Origin of the sequence: uncultured Rhodoblastus sp. (assembly GCF_903903185.1) — a bacterium.
Lineage (GTDB): Bacteria > Pseudomonadota > Alphaproteobacteria > Rhizobiales > Beijerinckiaceae > Rhodoblastus.
In genome coordinates, this window is record NZ_CAIUXT010000187.1 from 1 (window position 1) to 15,624 (window position 15,624).

Below are 15,624 nucleotides of genomic sequence, written 5' to 3' on the forward strand. Positions count from 1 at the left end.
ATCTGCTCGCTCGGCTGATCCTGAAATCTTCTCAAGGCCGCCGATTCGCGTTGGCCTGGTCGGTCTGGCGACGCAAACACCAACTCCAAGCGACCAACGCTCATTACAAACGATACGAATATATGCAACTGTAGTACTAAGTAGCCTCCGGTTTTGAAAAAAGTATATGCGTTTCAAAGCAATCCTGGAGACTCCCGCTTCAGGCGAAGTTTGGAAAGCGTTAGAAATGACTGAAGCGATCGTTGACGAAATTTTGGCTGTCGCCGTCCGGTCCGAGGAAAATTTCCCGCTCCCCTGCTGCTGCGACGACGCCGAGCGCCGTCACCGGGACTCCGGTCTGGCGCGCCAGAAATTCAAAGGCGGTTGCGGCTTCCGGCGGGACAGCGCACAGGATCTCATAATCGTCGCCGCCGCAGACCAGGCGCCCGAACAGCGCGGGGTCGCCGGCAAGCGCCGTCGAGGCGGCGTCGGACAGCGGAACTTGCCACAGATCCGCCTGCGCCCGCGCGCCGCTGGCCCGCATCATGGCGCGCATATCGCCGACGAGCCCGTCGGAAACATCCATGGCGGCGCTGGCGGCGCGCAGGGCGGGAACGAGTTTCTGGCGCGGCTGCGGCGACAGGTAGCGACCGACCAGCATTTCGCGCTGTCGCGGCGACAATATTTCCCCCCAGCCCGGCGCCGGCGCCTCGCCCAGTTCGGCCTGACGCAAAATCAGGCCGAGCGCCGCGTCGCCGATGGTCCCGGAGACATAAAGCAAGTCGCCGGGCGATGCCGTGGTCCGCCGCACCATGGCGCCGGCGGCGACCGCGCCGAGCGCGGTAATGGACAATGTGAGCGGGCCGGGCGTCGCCACGGTGTCGCCGCCGAGCAGTGGGCAATGGAATTTCGAAGCCACCTCGCCCAGTCCGCGTGAAAAAGCTTCGAGCCATTCGTCCGTCCAGTCGCGCGGCAAGGCGACGGTGAGCAGGAAACCGAGCGGATCGGCAGCCTTGGCGGCGAGATCGGAGAGGTTGACGCCCAGAGCCTTGGCGGCGATGGTATCGGGCGGGTCGGCGCCGAAGAAATGGACGCCGGCGACCAGAGCGTCGGCGGTCAGCACCAGTTCGCTCCCCGGCGGCGGCGCCAGCAGGGCGGCGTCGTCGCGAAGGCCCAGTCCGCCCGGCCCGGCGAGCGGCGCGAAATAGCGGGCGATCAGATCCTGTTCCCTGCGTTGCGGCATCGCGATTTGGCCCTCGAACGCCCCCTACACAAGTTTTCAATTTCGCACATTGACGCCATTTCGTACTAATTCTTCGCGATGTTGCATGTTTCCTGAAATTTTTGACGGGTGACGGACGCATGCCGCCTTTTTCCGGCGGTTTTGGCGAAACGATCCGAGAAACCCGGCCCTGGCGGACAATGTTGGGCTTGAACGAGCGGCGCCGCCATTCTGTCGGGCGCCCCGACCGCAAGCGCAATTCGTTTCCTGGATCGTTCGCGCCGAAACAGAGCGGCAACAATACAAAGCCAAAAAAATCGATAGATAACGTTATCGTGAAGTTCCCTTTTTTGACCCAACCGCGATCTCACAGCGTTAATGGATTGGACGAACTAGAGGAGTTCACCATGGACGTCATAAGGTTTTTTCGTGAGACGACGCTTAAAGAACGCGTAGCGCTTGCTCTCTCCGCATTCAGCATGCTCGCGCCGCTGGCGCCTTGGAATCTGTTTTAATTTCAGGGGGGAACAGGCTTTTGATCTGCTCCCCCGACATCCGTGTCGATAAAGCCGTAGCCGGATCGGGCCTCAAGTCGTAAACTCGCTCACCCGGATCTTTCTCGCCAGCGAGTCGAGCACGGCGTTGATCATGCCCGCCTCGTCGCGATCAAAAAAGGCGCCGGCGACATCGACATATTCCTTGATCGCCACCCGCGCCGGAATGTCGCCGCGCTTGAGCAATTCGAAGGCGCCGGCGCGAAGAATGGCGCGCATAAGCGCTTCGATCCGCCGCAGCGGCCAACCCTGCGCCAGCGTCTCGTCAACGGCGCGGTCGATCGCGAACTGGTGTTCCACCACGCCCGAGACAATGGAGCGGAAAAAGGCGATTTCCGCCGGCTTGTATTGTTCGCCCTCGACTTCCTGTCCAATCCACCAGGTTTCGAATTCGGCCAGAATTTCTTTGACGCCCTTGCCCGTCACTTCCATCTGGTAAAGCGCCTGCGAGGCGGCAAGCCGGGCGGCGGAGCGGTTTTCGGCGGCCATCAGATGCGTCCCGCCTGTCGTTTCATCCGAAACATCGCCAGCGCCGCGCGCGCCGCGTCGCCCCCCTTGTCCAGTTGGGACCTGTCGGCGCGCGCCATCGCCTGGCGCTCGTTCTCGACGGTGAGGATGCCATTGCCGAGCGGCAGGCGGCGCGCCACCGCAAGATCCATCAAGGCGCGGGCGCTTTCGCCGGCGACGATCTCGAAATGCCAGGTTTCGCCACGAATGACGCAGCCGAGCGCCACCACGCCGGCATAGGGCTCGCCCGCACTTTCCGCCGCGTCGAGCAGAATGGCGGCGGCGGCGGGAATCTCAAGCGCGCCGGGCGCCCTGGCCAGAGTCCATTGCGCCTGCGCCTGGGCCAACGCCTCGGTCGCGCCTTCGAGCAGCAGGGCCCCGATGGCGTCGTAAAACCGCGCCTCGATAACGAGGAAATGCGCGCCTGCAACGGAGTCCCGCGACTCCGGCGCCTCTGGAACTCGTTGCGGCTCCGCCATGGGGCTTCCTGGTTAAGGGATGAGCCCGAACGAGTAGTACGTGCGCCCGTTTCGCGCAACCCGGCCCAGATGGCTCGGGGAAAATATACCAAATGGCGTGAGAGGAAGAGTGACGTTACAGCTGGCGTCCGCCCGAGAACTTGCCATAGACCCAAAGGGCGATGACCGCTCCGCCGGTGGCGACCAGGATGCTGTAAATATTGACGCCCGAGACCCCGCTGAAGCCAAAGAGGCTGGTTGCGATCAAACCGCCGACGATAGCGCCGACGATGCCGAGCACGAGGTTGGCGACCAGGCCCTGCCCGGAATTATAGACGAACTTGCTGGCGATGAAACCCGCTATCAGTCCCAGGATGATCCAGCTCAGAACGCCCATGAAAAGATCTCCTGATATTGGCGCACGATCGCCTGAATTGGTTTAACGCCCCTGGACTGAAATCGTTCGGGGACGCGGCCAGTTGAGCGTGAATTCTAGCTTTTTGAAAGAAAAATTTGGCCCTTGCGTAAAGTCTCCGAGGCGCCCAAATTGACGTACCGTCATTCGCGGCGGCGAGCCTCTTTTGAGGAGGGAATAATGGGTCAATACGAGGACAAGCAAGCCGTACCAGGCAATGATTTCGCCAAGCCGCTGTTGATCGCAGCCGGCGCGCTGCTTCTCGGCCATCTTTTTGGCGGTAAAAAAGACGCCGGAGCCCAAGCTCCGCAACTACCGCCGCTCGAAGAACTGCAAAAGGCCCCCGGCGCCTCCGGCGGCGGCCTGGCGAGTCTTGGCGGAATTATCGGGGCGCTTGCCGCCTCACTCGGCAGCGCCAACGCCGGAACCGCCGTATCGACCGGACTGGATTCGCTGCTCAACCAGTTTCGCCAGGCCGGCCAGGGCAAGGCGGCGGAAAGCTGGGTCGGCACTGGCGAGAATCATCCAATCAGCCCCGACCAGCTCAATGCGGCGATCGGCCACGGCAAGATCGCCGATATCGCGCGGCAGGCGGGCCTGAGCCCCGAGCAATTGTCGCAATTGCTGGCCCAGGCGCTGCCCAAGCTGATCGACAAGCTGACGCCCGGCGGAAAAATCCAGCAAGGCTGAGGTCTTCCCGGAATTCGTTATTCTCCCTGGCCCTTGACGATAAGGGCCAGGGGGAAAAGTCAGGCGCCCAACTCCCGCGCCGCCTCGACCAACCGTGCCGCATAGCGCGCCATCGTGTCCACTTCCAGATTGATCGCATCGCCCACCTTACGTCCGCTCCAGGCCGTAACTTCGAGCGTGTGCGGGATCAGCAGGATGGTGAAGCGATGGCCAGAAACCTTGTTGACCGTCAGCGAGGCGCCGTCCAGCGCGACCGAGCCTTTTTCTGCAATGAACCGGGCCAAGTCCCTCGGCGCCTCGATCTCGAAATGCGCCATGCCGTCGAAATCTCGGCGCTCGACCAGTCTTGCGACGCCATCGACATGGCCGGACACCAGATGACCGCCCAATTCGTCGCCGACGCGCAGCGACCGCTCCAGATTGATGCGATCGCCGGCCGCCCAAAATCCCGCCGTGGTCACGGCCAGTGTCTCCGCCGCCGCGTCCACCTCGTGCCAACTGGCGAATCCATCGCCTTCCTCGCGCGGCCCGAAATCGACGAGGGTCATGCAGACGCCATTATGCGCCACCGAAGCGCCCAAGGTCAGGCTCTCCGCCAGATAATGCGAGGCCAGCTTGAGCCGCTTCAGGTCGCCGCGCGTCTCCACGCCAAGCAGCCGTCCGACGTCGCTGATCAGTCCGGTGAACATGTTAGCGCCTCTCGAAGCGGGTGAAGGAATCGACACCGAAAAAGCCCCGCCCGATCACGCCATAGGACGCTTCATCGGCCAGCGTCGCGCGGGACTCGGGCGACAGAGCCTCGACGCCGTTTCGGCCCAAAGGCCGGGGGCTGGTCAACAGCAGCATTTCATCGGCCAGGCCCTGCGCGATGAGCGCCGCGCCGACGCGCGGCCCGCCTTCGGAAAACACCCGCGTGATCCCGCGCCGCGCCAGAACGCCCAGGGCCGCGCGCAGATCGAGCCGGCCGGCGCCATCGGAAACCGAAGGCTCGAGCGCGGAAGGCTCGAGCGCGCAAGTCTCAATTTCGACGCCCCGCGCCCGCAGGGCCTCGCGCTTTTCATCCGTCGCGCCGTCGCCGCAGATCGCCAGAACCGGCGTCTCACGCGCCCCGACGACGAGGCGGGAGCGCAAGGGCAGGTCGAGCCGCGCGTCGAGCACAACACGCAGCGGGCGCCGGTCGAATCCGGGCAGGCGGACGGTCATCAGGGGATCGTCGCCCAGCACGGTGCCGACGCCGACCATGATGGCGTCGTGCATGGCGCGAAAAACATGGGTGCGCAGATTGGCGGCGAGGCCGGTGATGGCGAGGCGCTTGTCGTGCTCTCCCCCCGCCGCCTGCCCATCCGCCGTCTGGGCGATTTTCAGCGTCACCATCGGCCGCTGCTCGGTTATGCGCAGAATATGGCCGCGATGCGCGCGCCGGCACAATTCCGGGAAAAGATTGGCCTCGACCGCAATTCCCGCGTCACGCAAACGCGCATAGCCCTGACCCGCGACGCGGGGATCGGGGTCTTCCATCCCGCCGACCACGCGGCTCACACCGGCGGCGACGATGGCCTCTACGCAGGGCGGGGTCTTGCCATGATGGGCGCAGGGCTCGAGCGTCACATACATGGTCGCGCCGCTCGAAAATGCGCCGGCCTCCGCGAGAGCGAGCGTTTCGGCGTGCGGACGCCCGCCCGGCGCGGTAAAGCCGCGTCCGAGGATCATTCCGTCCTGGACCACCAGCGCGCCAACCGCCGGATTGGGCGCCGTCACGCCGAGATTGCGCCGTCCCAGCGCCAAAGCGGCGCGAAAAAACCTCTCGTCATCGCCGGAAACCGCCATTTCAGCCGTCCTGTTTCGCCTTTTCCGGCGCAGCACCCTCCTCGGAGGACAATTCGTCGAGCAACGGCCCGAAATCGCGCGCCTCGCGGAAATTGCGATAGACGGAGGCGAAGCGGACATAGGCCACTTCGTCGAGGGGTTTTAGGCCCTGCATCAGCAGTTCGCCGATTTTTTCCGAACTGACCTCCGGCTCTCCCGCGCTTTCGAGCTGGCGCACCAGACCGTTGATCATGCGATCGACGCGTTCGGGATCGACCGGGCGTTTTCTCAGCGCGATCTGTACCGAGCGCGCCAGCTTGTCGCGGTCGAAAGGCGCGCGCTTGCCGGATTTCTTGATCACGGTCAGTTCGCGCAATTGCACACGCTCGAAGGTCGTGAAGCGACCACCGCAATCGGGACAAACGCGACGGCGGCGGATCGAAGAACTATCGTCGGTCGGACGCGAGTCCTTGACCTGGGTGTCGAGACTGCCGCAATAGGGACAACGCATGAGTTTCGGCCCCTTTCGACGGTTTTTTGCACAACATGACTGAAGAGGCGAATCGCTTCGCTTTCCCATGCGCAAGCGCGCATCTTGCATTTTCGCCTGCGCGGAACAAGGATTGCGCGCGAAAGCATTATTTCGCCAATTGCTTGCAGAGGATTTCGCCCGGCTGGCAAGCGATTCCCGGGGTCGAACAGTTATTTCCTGAATCGGTTCGCCGGCAGACGACGCAACCGTCGCTCCATTCGAGACAGGACGGGTCCCTGTCGCCAAAGGCAAGAACGGACGGAATCGCGATCTTCCCGGCTGCGGGCGCGTCGGCGGCGGCGATCTGCGGAAAAGCGTGGGCAGCCACCGCCAAAATCGCCCAAATCCGCATTTTCCCATCCCTGTTGCGCAGGCCACTATATTGGCGCGCCTCCGGCTTGCAAGGCCAGATCGACTTGACCGCCTCCTCGTGCTAGAGCGCGCGCATGCTCGAAGGCCTGCCCCCCAATAACGCCGCCCATGTGATGCGGCTCAAATGCGACGAGGGCCAGGCCCGCTCCATCGCCGATCTCGTCGTCGAGACCTTCGATCCCGCCGAGACCGCCGCCGCCGCTTTCGAGGAAAACGCCTCGACCGCCTCATGGGGACCGACCCCCTGGGTGGTCGAAGTCTATTTCGGCCATGCGCCGGACGAGGAAAATGTCCGCGCGCTCGTCGCCTGCGCGGTCGGCGAGGAACTGGCGCGCCACATCGCCTTCGGTCGGGTCGAAAAGAAGGACTGGGTCGTTTGCGCGCTGGAGGGGCTTTCCGCCGTGCGCGCCGGGCGTTTTCTGGTCCATGGCGCGCATGACCGCGCGCGACGCAAAGTCAATGACATCGCCATGGAAATCGAGGCGGCGCTGGCCTTTGGCACCGGCCATCACGGAACGACGCGCGGCTGCCTGCTGTTCATCGACGAAATCCTGAAAGTACGCCGCCCGAAACATGTGCTCGACATCGGCAGCGGCACAGGCGTGCTGGCGCTCGGCGCCGCGCTCGCCCTGCATCAGCGGATCGCAGCGGGCGATATCGACCCCGAAGCGGTGCTGGCGGCGCGCAAGAACGCCATTCTCAATGGCGCCGGACCCTGGCTGCGCCCCGTCGTCGCCAGGGGCGCGGCGCATCCGGCGCTCGACATCAAAGGCCGTTACGACCTGATTCTCGCCAATATACTCGCCAGGCCGCTGCGGCTGCTGGCGCCCTCCGCTGCGCCGCTGCTGGCGCCGGGAGGCGACATCGTGCTTTCGGGCCTGCTGGCGCGCGACGTCCCCGGCGTGCTGTCGGCATGGGCGGCGCAGGGCCTTTCGCTCGCGCGGCGCCGCGATGTCGACGGCTGGGCGACGCTTTTGCTGCGGCGCGGCGGCGCGGGCGGAAGGCCCTTGCGCGATTTTTAAAGCTGTGGCGCAAGTTTTTCCATTTCCGCGCCGCCAAAATCACTTTAGACTTGACCGAATGTTCGAGTCCCATTTCCAGACCTTCGACGAGACCGCCGATCCGTCGCTTGCCGCCGCGCGCGTCAAAAAACTTCGCGCCGCGCTCAAGCGGGTTCATCTCGACGGTTTTCTCGTTCCGCGCGCCGACGCGCATCAAAACGAATATGTCGCCCCCTGCGAGGAGCGCCTCGCCTGGCTTGCCGGCTTCACCGGCAGCGCCGGTTTTGTGATTGTGTTGCGCGACAAAGCGGCTCTGTTCGTCGATGGCCGCTACAGGGCGCAGGCGCGCGAACAGGTTGACGCCAAAATCTTCGAGCTGGTCGGCATTGGCGATGTCTCTCCCGCCGATTGGCTGGCCAAACAGGCGCGAAAAGGCGCGCGCATCGGCTATGATCCCTGGCTGCATACGCCGGCGCAGATCGAGCGTTTCAAGGCCGCGGCCGAAAAGGCCGGCGCCGAACTGATCCCGGCGTCGGAAAACCCGATCGACGACCTTTGGACCGACCGCCCGGCGGCGCCGCAGGCCCATGTGACGCTGCATCCGCGCCAATATGCAGGCGAGGCGGCGACCAAAAAGCTGGAAAAAATCGCCGCCGCCATGAGCGCCGATTTCCTGCTGGTCAGCGACCCGCATGCGCTAGCCTGGGCGTTCAACCTGCGCGGCGGCGACGTCGCTCATACGCCGATTGCGCTGGGCTTCGCCCTGATCCCGAGACGCGGCAAGCCGCAACTGTTTCTCGACCCCGCCAAGCTCAGCGCCCGGATCGCCAAATCGCTCGGCGGGCTGGCCGATCTGGCGACGCCCGCCGCCCTGCCCGCCCGCCTCGCCGCGCTGGCCGCGAAAAAGCACAGCCTCGCCTTTGACTCAGCCACCGCGCCCGAAGCGCTGATTTCGGTCTTCGCCGAGGCCGGCGGCGCGCCTAAGGGCGGCGCCGATCCCATTGGCTCGATGAAGGCGCGCAAAAACCCTGTCGAACTGGCGGGCGCCCGCGCCGCCCATTTGCGCGACGGCGTCGCCATGGCGCGGTTTTTGAGTTGGTTCGACCGGACGGCGCCCGGGGGGAAACTCACTGAGATCGCCGCCGCGCAGGCGCTCGAAACCTTCCGCCGCGAGGGCGGACATTTGCGCGACATTTCCTTTCCGACCATCTCCGCCTTCGGACCTCATGCCGCCCTGCCGCATTACCGGGTCACGGAAAACTCCAATGTGCGCATCGGCAAGGGCGTCTATCTCGTCGATTCCGGCGCGCAATATTTCGACGGCACCACCGACGTCACCCGCACGCTGGCCGTCGGGCGCCCCGGCAAGGAAGCCCGCCACGCCAACACGCTCGTGCTCAAGGGCCATATCGCCATCGCCCGCGCGGTCTTTCCGAAGGGCGCAAGCGGCGCGCAGCTCGATTCATTCGCCCGCCGCCCGCTCTGGGAGGCGGGGCTCGATTTCGACCACGGCGTCGGCCACGGCGTCGGCTCCTATCTGTCGGTGCACGAGGGGCCGCAGCGCATCTCGAAACTCGGCGGCGCGACATTGGAGCCGGGCATGATTTTGTCCAACGAACCAGGCTATTATCGCGAAGGCGCCTTCGGCATCCGGATCGAAAATCTCGTCGCGGTCGAAGCGCGCAAAATCGCGGGCGGCGAGCGCGACATGCTCGGTTTCGAGACCCTGACCATGGTTCCCATCGACACGCGCCTGATCGAGCCCAAACTCTTGACCGTGGAGGAAAAGGCCTGGCTCAACGGCTATCACGCCCAGGCGCGCAAGGTTTTGACGCCGCATCTCGACGCCGCCGAGCGCATCTGGCTGCGGCAGGCGACGCGGCCGATTTGAATTTCGGGGCCTTCCCCCCCTGCGGGGGATGAGACTCGACGCCGTTCTTGCGGCATGGGTTGCTCCGGCCGACGACATACTGGCCAACCGCCACGATCACCCCTGCCCTCTCCCCGCAAAAACAAGGGAGACGGGGCGCCGATCGCCGGTGCCGAACCTGTTCCCCGATGAGGCGCCCATGCCCTTTTCCGCTCCCCCCGCCGACAAGAAGAGCCTGGAGGAAGGCGACGCCTTCACGCCGAAATTCGATGCCCACGGGCTGATCGTCTGCGTCACCACGCAAGCGTCAAGCGGCGAAATCCTGATGCTGGCTTATATGAACGCCCTCGCGCTGGAAAGAACGCTTGAGTCCGGCGTGGCGCATTACTGGTCGCGTTCGCGCCAGGAACTCTGGCGCAAGGGCGACACTTCGGGCCAAATCCAGCAGGTGTTGGAAATCCGCGTCGATTGCGACCAGGACGCGCTGTTGTTGCGGGTCGACGTCGGCGGCGACGGCAAGGCCTGCCATACCGGACGCAAGTCCTGTTTTTATCGGAAAGTCGAAAATGGCCCCGAAGGGCCGTGCCTGACCTTGTCGAAGGAATAGGGATCTTGCCGATCGTGTGAGGACCGCATGGGGGATTGCTTCGTTATCCGTCTCGGAGAATTATGATGAGGCAATGCGTTAGGGCGAAGGGAACTCCCGGCCCCAAAAACCGGAGACTCCATGCAGCCGCCCTTGCAGCAATTCCTGACCCGCTGTCACGAGGAGTTCGTCGCCGATCGTTCCGGCGCCGTCGCCGATTACATCCCGGAGTTGAGCAAGGCCGACCCGGCGGCATTCGGGGTCAGTCTCGCCACCATCGACGGCTATGTCTACGAGGTCGGCGACAGCGCCAAGCCCTTCACGATCCAGTCGATTTCAAAGGCTTTCGTGTTCGCGCTGGCGCTCGAAACGCAAGGGGCCGAGCGGGTGGAGGCGGCGATCGGCGTCGAACCGAGCGGCGAGGCGTTCAACTCGATTCGGCTGAACGCCGACAACAAGCCGTTCAACCCCATGGTCAACGCCGGCGCGATCGCCTGTTCGGGACTGATCCATGGCGCCGAGGGCGACGGCGCCTTCGAGCGCATCCGCAATATGCTGAGCCGCCTCGCCGGACGCGAACTTGACGTCGACGAGGCGGTATTCGCGTCGGAGCGCGCCACCGGCGACCGAAACCGCGCCATCGCCTGGCTGCTGCGCAACCATTCGGTAATCCATGGCGACGTCGACGCGGTGCTCGACGTCTATTTCCGTCAATGCTCGGTGCTCGTGACCGCGCGCGATCTTGCGATCATGGCGGCGACGCTGGCCAATAGCGGGGTCAATCCGGTCACTGGCGAGCATATCCTCGCGCCCTACGCAGTCGCGCGCACGCTGTCGCTGATGACCACCTCCGGCATGTACGATTATGCCGGCGAGTGGGTCTATCGCGTCGGCATCCCCGCGAAGAGCGGCGTCGGCGGCGGCATTGTCGCCGCGCTCCCGGCGCAGCTCGGGCTCGGCACTTTCTCGCCGCCGCTCGACGATCACGGCAATAGCGTGCGCGGATTGAAGGTCTGCGAGGCCCTGTCGTCGCGTTTCGACCTGCACGTCCTCAACCGGAGCGGCGACGTACGCAGTTGCATCATCGCCGATTATGACGTCGCCGGCCCCTCGTCGCGGCGCGGCAGGCAGCCGCAAAAGCAAAAGATTCTGGAATTGCGCCAGGACAATATCCGCGTGATCGAACTGGTCGGAGCACTTACTTTCGCGACCGTCGATTATGTCTCACGCCAGCTTGCCGACAAGCAGCCAAAAGCGCAGTTCCTGATCCTCGACTTGCGGCGCGTGCCGAGTATTACGCTGGCGGCCGCGCGTTTGTTGGGCGAGACTCTCGCCGGCCTCGCCAACGACGGCGTCACGACCATCCTCGCCGGTCTCGAAGCGAAGTCGCCGCTCTTCGAGGCGATCCGCGCCTGGACGGCCGAAGTGGCCAGGCTGCGCCAGTTCCCTTTGCTCGACGACGCGATCGAATGGGCTGAGGACCAGGTGATCTATCGCTACGGCGGTTTCATGCGGCTGACCGAGATGACGCATCTGAGCGAGCAGGCTTTGCTCGCCGAATTGACGCCCGAGGAGATCGCCGAGATCGCCAGGCTTGGCGCCACACGCTCCTATCTCGCGGGCCAGCGGATCATCGTCGCGGACGAGCCGGCCGCCTCGTTGTTCTTCCTGCAAAGTGGATTGGTCAGCGTGAAATTGCCGAGCGGGGTTCGCCTTGCCTCGCTCGTTCCCGGAATGGCGTTCGGCGAGATGGCGCTGATCGAACAGGCGCGCAGCGCCGACGTTTGGGCCGACACCGCGGTGGAATGTCTCGAGCTGCCGGTGATCGCCTTCAATAGTTTCCGCAAGAACCACCCCGAAGGCGGCCAGCGCATCATGTGCAATCTGGCCAAGTTGTTGGCGCAACGGCTGATCCTCTCCAACATCAAGGTCGATCGCCTCAGCGCCTACTGAAGGGGCCATTCCGGGAACCGGAGCCGGACAGCTAAGCCGCCCGCACCTGCGCCAAAAACCGGTCGCATTCGACGCGCAGCTTTTCGGTCTGGCTGGCAAGTTCGGTCACCGCCTGCAACACCTGTTCGGCCGAATCGCCGGATTGCCGCGAGGCCGCGCGCACTTCCTCGATCACCTTGTTCAATTCCTCGGTCTTGGCCGATGTCTCCTGCACATTCTGCGCGATTTCGCGCGTCGCCTCGCCCTGCGAGCCGACCGAGGTCGCTATCGCCGAAGCGATGGCGCTGACTTCATGGGTCGCGGCGCTCATTGCGCCGATACATGCGCTGGCCTCCTGCGAGGCGCGCTGGACGCTGGCGATCTGCGCGGCGACGTCGGCTGTGGCGCGCGTGGTCTGCTCCGCCAAGGATTTTACTTCCTGCGCCACAACGGCGAAGCCGCGCCCCTGTTCGCCCGCCCGCGCCGCCTCGATGGTGGCGTTGAGCGCCAGCATGTTGGTCTGTTCGGCGATGCCGGTGATCATCGCGACAATGCCGCCGATGCGGTCGATGGCCCCTGCCAGTTCATTCATCCGGCCCCTGGTGGTTTCCGCCTCGCGCGCCGCGTCCGAAGAGACATGATGCGAGCGCGAGGCCTGATTACCGATTTCCTCGACCGAATAGGTCAGCTGCTCGGCCGCCGCCGCCACCGACTGCACGTTGCGCGAGGCCGAATCCGCCGCCTTGGCGCCAATATCCGCCTGTTCGCCGGAATAGCGCGCCTCCTGCACCAGCGAGCGAGCGACGGTCTCCAACCGATGGGTGGACTGGGTGACGGCGCCGGCCACGCCGCCGATCGCCGATTCGAATTTCTGCGCCAGACTCATCATTTCGCGCGAGCGCGTCTGCTCGGCGTTCTTGCGCTGTTCGTCGCGCTGGGCGTCCTGCGCCCGGGCGGCGTCGCGCAGTCCGAGCTTGAACGTCTCGACCGCGCGGGCCATGTCGCCCAGTTCGTCCTGCCGGTCGAGTCCCGGAAGCGCAATATCGTAATCTCCTTGGGCCATTTTGCCCATGGCCGAGGTCATGTCCCGCAGCCGCCGCGAGATCGCGCGTCCGATCGTCAGCGACACCCCCAGAAACAGCAACAGCAGGGGCGAGAGATAGAGCGCGATGCGGGAGGCAATGGCGGTCATCTGCAGAGAAATATCGTCGATATAAACCCCCGTGCCGACCATCAGGCCAAATTCCGGCAGGCTTCGGACAAAGGAGACTTTTTCCTTCGGCGCGCTTTCTGCGTTCTTCGGCCATGGATATTGGACGAAGCCCTCGCCTGTCGCTCGCGCCGAGGCGAGCAGAGCCTCGAACGGCCGGCCGCCGGCGCCGTCCGTGACGCTGAGCAGGCTGGTTCCCTCGACCTTGGGCGCGACCGGCGACAGCAACGAGACGCCGTCGAGATCGATGGCGAAATAATAGCCGTTTTCGCCGATGCGGATCGGCCGCAGCTTTTCGAGGCCGGCGCGAATCGCGGCCTTGCGGTCCGGCGCGTCGGCGGGAATGGATTGCTTCAGTTCGCCGATCGCGACATCGACTTCATGACGCAATTCCGACCGGCGCTCGTCTACGATCGAACGCCAGAATTCGCGATAGGTGAAGCCGGAACCGAGCGCCATGGTCGCAAGGGCCATCGCGGCGAGCAGCCAGACCCGGCGCGTGAGCGTGAGATGAAAATCAATTTTCGACATGGCCCGTTCCTATTTGTTGAAGCGTTTTCCAGCGCAGCGGACGCCGGTTCGCGTCGAGAAAACGCTCTTACAAAACTGGAGCCCCGATCCGATTCCGTCGGATCGGAAAAGGCTCTTTCATTGCGCAGGGTCAGCCCGTCGGTTGCCGCCGGGAGGGCCTTCGCCGGACCGATCCTGCACAGGCCCGGCTTGCGCGAGACTTTCCCGGCGTGACCAAACCTCAACGGGCAAGCCAAAAAAAAAGCGCCGCAGGATCCTTGCGGCGCGTCTGCTAAAAAAGCCGGCTGTCCTCAGACGGGCGCGGAGGAGCCAATCACATTATGCAGCGATTCGTCGGCGCCTTCGAAAAAGCGCCGGACTCCCCGCGCCGCCTGGCGGATGCGCTGCTCGTTCTCCACCAGCGCCAGACGCACATATTCATCGCCATGCTCGCCAAAGCCGATGCCCGGCGCGACCGCGACATCGGCCCTCTCGATCAGCAGCTTGGAAAATTCGAGACTGCCGAGCGGGCGGAATTTTTCCGGAACCGGCACCCATGCGAACATCGAGGCGGTCGGGGCCGGAATCTTCCAGCCGGCCTGGGCGAAGCTTTCGACCATCACGTCTCGCCTTTTCCGGTAGGTGGCGCGCATATCCTTGATGCAATCGTCCGACCCGTTCAGTGCCGCCGCCGCCGCCACCTGAATCGGCGTGAACGCGCCATAGTCGAGATAGCTCTTGACGCGGGCGAGCGCCGACAACAGGCGTTCGTTGCCGACCGCGAAGCCGATGCGCCAACCGGCCATGGAAAAGGTTTTCGACATCGAGGTGAACTCAACGCAAATGTCGTTGGCGCCTGGAACCTGCAACACCGAGGGCGGCGGATTATCGTCGAAATAGACTTCGGCGTAAGCGAGGTCCGACAGGATGTAAATGTCGTGCCTTTTGGCGAAAGTGACGAGTTCGCGATAAAAATCGAGCGTGGCGACCATGGCCGTGGGATTCGACGGATAACACACCACCACCGCGATCGGCTTGGGGATCGAATGCATCACCGCACGCTCGGCGGCGCGAAAAAACGCCTCGTTCGGCTCGATCGGCACCGAGCGGATCACGCCGCCCGCCATCAGGAAGCCGAAGGCGTGGATCGGATAGGAGGGGTTGGGGACCAGCACCACATCGCCCGGCGCGGTGATCGCCTGCGCCATGTTGGCGAAACCCTCCTTCGAACCGAGTGTCGCCACGACCTGCGTATCGGGATCGAGGCGCACGCCGAATCGCCGCTCGTAATAGGCGGACTGCGCGCGGCGCAGTCCGGCAATGCCCTTGGAGGCCGAATAGCGGTCGGTGCGCGGCTTGCCCGCCGTCTCGACAAGTTTTTCGACGATATGGCGCGGCGTCGGCAGGTCGGGATTGCCCATGCCGAGGTCGATGATATCGGCGCCGCCGGCGCGGGCCTTGGCCTTCAGACGGTTGACCTGTTCGAACACATAAGGCGGCAGGCGCCGCACGCGATAAAAATCGCTCATCAACCTCGTCCTTTTGCTCTTAATTTTCGGAAATTTTCGAATCTATGTCCGGGCCACTCGGAGGAAACGTGCTTAGCACGCGCCCGCGCGCCATGTCAGCGTCGTTGTTCTCCAGCCGGGCCTAAAACCCGCCCGGGTCGAAAAGCGCCCGGCCTAGAATTTTTCGTCGGTCGCGGGCGGCGCCTTGGCCGGGGCGACCGGGGTCATTTTCTCTGCGCCGAGCTTTTTCATGCGCGCGGCGGATTTTTCCCGCACAGCGACGAGATCGGCCTTGTCGGCCTCCACTTCCGCCGGGGTCCGCACCGGTTTCCTCTGCTTGTCGACTCCGGTCAGATGCGAATAATCCATCTTGTCGGCTTCGGGCCGGGTCTGTCGGACAAAATCCGGTCCGTCGCCCGCCTGCGTCGTCATGCCCAGCGCATCGGTCAGCGAGCGAAACGGATTGGTCTGC

16 protein-coding genes are annotated in these 15,624 nt (G+C 64.3%); 6 read left to right on the forward strand and 10 right to left on the reverse strand.

All coding sequences use genetic code 11. The features are described from left to right. Window positions 1-220: 220 nt before the first annotated feature. Entirely contained in the window at window positions 221-1,222 is a 1,002-nt protein-coding gene (gene thiL, locus QZY01_RS17045; RefSeq protein WP_294539500.1) for a thiamine-phosphate kinase, read from the reverse strand. A gap of 119 nt (window positions 1,223-1,341) precedes the next feature. On the opposite strand from thiL, the gene QZY01_RS17050 reads away from it, so the two are divergent. Further along, a complete protein-coding gene (locus QZY01_RS17050; RefSeq protein ID WP_294539502.1) occupies window positions 1,342-1,716 on the forward strand; it encodes a hypothetical protein in 375 nt (124 codons plus the stop codon). Window positions 1,717-1,788: 72 nt separating this feature from the next. On the opposite strand, the gene nusB is transcribed toward QZY01_RS17050, so the two are convergent. The 3 genes from nusB to QZY01_RS17065 all read right to left on the reverse strand — a co-directional run bounded on the left by nusB (window position 1,789) and on the right by QZY01_RS17065 (window position 3,117). After that, the gene (gene nusB, locus QZY01_RS17055; protein WP_294539503.1) at window positions 1,789-2,244 is read right to left on the reverse strand and encodes a transcription antitermination factor NusB; all 456 of its coding nucleotides are present in this window, start codon (window positions 2,242-2,244) and stop codon (window positions 1,789-1,791) included. Continuing rightward, window positions 2,244-2,741, reverse strand: a complete 498-nt coding sequence (gene ribH / locus QZY01_RS17060) for a 6,7-dimethyl-8-ribityllumazine synthase (RefSeq protein WP_294539506.1) — start codon at window positions 2,739-2,741, stop codon at window positions 2,244-2,246. Before ribH ends, nusB begins: the two co-directional genes overlap by 1 nt. Window positions 2,742-2,856: 115 nt before the next feature. Then, window positions 2,857-3,117 (reverse strand): GlsB/YeaQ/YmgE family stress response membrane protein, encoded by a 261-nt coding sequence (locus QZY01_RS17065; protein ID WP_294539508.1) that lies wholly within the window; start codon window positions 3,115-3,117, stop codon window positions 2,857-2,859. 198 nt (window positions 3,118-3,315) lie between these two features. On the opposite strand from QZY01_RS17065, the gene QZY01_RS17070 reads away from it, so the two are divergent. Beyond that, complete coding sequence (locus QZY01_RS17070) at window positions 3,316-3,825, forward strand: YidB family protein (RefSeq protein WP_294539510.1); 510 nt, start codon at window positions 3,316-3,318, stop codon at window positions 3,823-3,825. A gap of 59 nt (window positions 3,826-3,884) precedes the next feature. Here QZY01_RS17070 and QZY01_RS17075 read toward each other — a convergent pair whose 3' ends face one another. The 3 genes from QZY01_RS17075 to nrdR are packed head-to-tail and all read right to left on the reverse strand — an operon-like array spanning window position 3,885 to window position 6,142. Further along, on the reverse strand, window positions 3,885-4,514 hold the full coding sequence (locus QZY01_RS17075; RefSeq protein WP_294539512.1) for a riboflavin synthase: 630 nt from the start codon (window positions 4,512-4,514) through the stop codon (window positions 3,885-3,887). Window position 4,515: 1 nt separating this feature from the next. After that, complete coding sequence (gene ribD, locus QZY01_RS17080) at window positions 4,516-5,652, reverse strand: bifunctional diaminohydroxyphosphoribosylaminopyrimidine deaminase/5-amino-6-(5-phosphoribosylamino)uracil reductase RibD (protein WP_294539515.1); 1,137 nt, start codon at window positions 5,650-5,652, stop codon at window positions 4,516-4,518. A gap of 1 nt (window position 5,653) precedes the next feature. Then, window positions 5,654-6,142 carry a transcriptional regulator NrdR gene (nrdR, locus tag QZY01_RS17085; protein WP_294539517.1) on the reverse strand — a complete coding sequence of 163 codons (489 nt, stop codon included), beginning with the start codon at window positions 6,140-6,142 and terminating at the stop codon, window positions 5,654-5,656. Between the two features lie 467 nt (window positions 6,143-6,609). On the opposite strand from nrdR, the gene QZY01_RS17090 reads away from it, so the two are divergent. From QZY01_RS17090 to glsA, 4 genes are all read left to right on the forward strand, one after another. After that, a complete protein-coding gene (locus QZY01_RS17090; protein WP_294539519.1) occupies window positions 6,610-7,557 on the forward strand; it encodes a 50S ribosomal protein L11 methyltransferase in 948 nt (315 codons plus the stop codon). A 58-nt stretch (window positions 7,558-7,615) separates the two neighbouring features. Continuing rightward, window positions 7,616-9,427, forward strand: a complete 1,812-nt coding sequence (locus tag QZY01_RS17095; protein ID WP_294539521.1) for an aminopeptidase P family protein — start codon at window positions 7,616-7,618, stop codon at window positions 9,425-9,427. Between the two features lie 178 nt (window positions 9,428-9,605). Next, complete coding sequence (gene hisI / locus QZY01_RS17100) at window positions 9,606-10,013, forward strand: phosphoribosyl-AMP cyclohydrolase (protein WP_294539523.1); 408 nt, start codon at window positions 9,606-9,608, stop codon at window positions 10,011-10,013. Between the two features lie 120 nt (window positions 10,014-10,133). Then, window positions 10,134-11,945, forward strand: coding sequence for a glutaminase A (gene glsA / locus QZY01_RS17105; RefSeq protein ID WP_294539526.1), 1,812 nt, complete (start codon window positions 10,134-10,136; stop codon window positions 11,943-11,945). 31 nt (window positions 11,946-11,976) lie between these two features. On the opposite strand, the gene QZY01_RS17110 is transcribed toward glsA, so the two are convergent. The 3 genes from QZY01_RS17110 to QZY01_RS17120 form a co-directional block, all read right to left on the reverse strand. After that, entirely contained in the window at window positions 11,977-13,665 is a 1,689-nt protein-coding gene (locus QZY01_RS17110) for a methyl-accepting chemotaxis protein (protein ID WP_294539528.1), read from the reverse strand. 290 nt (window positions 13,666-13,955) lie between these two features. Continuing rightward, window positions 13,956-15,173 carry an LL-diaminopimelate aminotransferase gene (locus QZY01_RS17115; RefSeq protein WP_294539530.1) on the reverse strand — a complete coding sequence of 406 codons (1,218 nt, stop codon included), beginning with the start codon at window positions 15,171-15,173 and terminating at the stop codon, window positions 13,956-13,958. A 153-nt stretch (window positions 15,174-15,326) separates the two neighbouring features. Beyond that, the coding region (locus QZY01_RS17120) for a hypothetical protein (protein ID WP_294539532.1) at window positions 15,327-15,624 on the reverse strand (298 nt) is incomplete at its 5' end.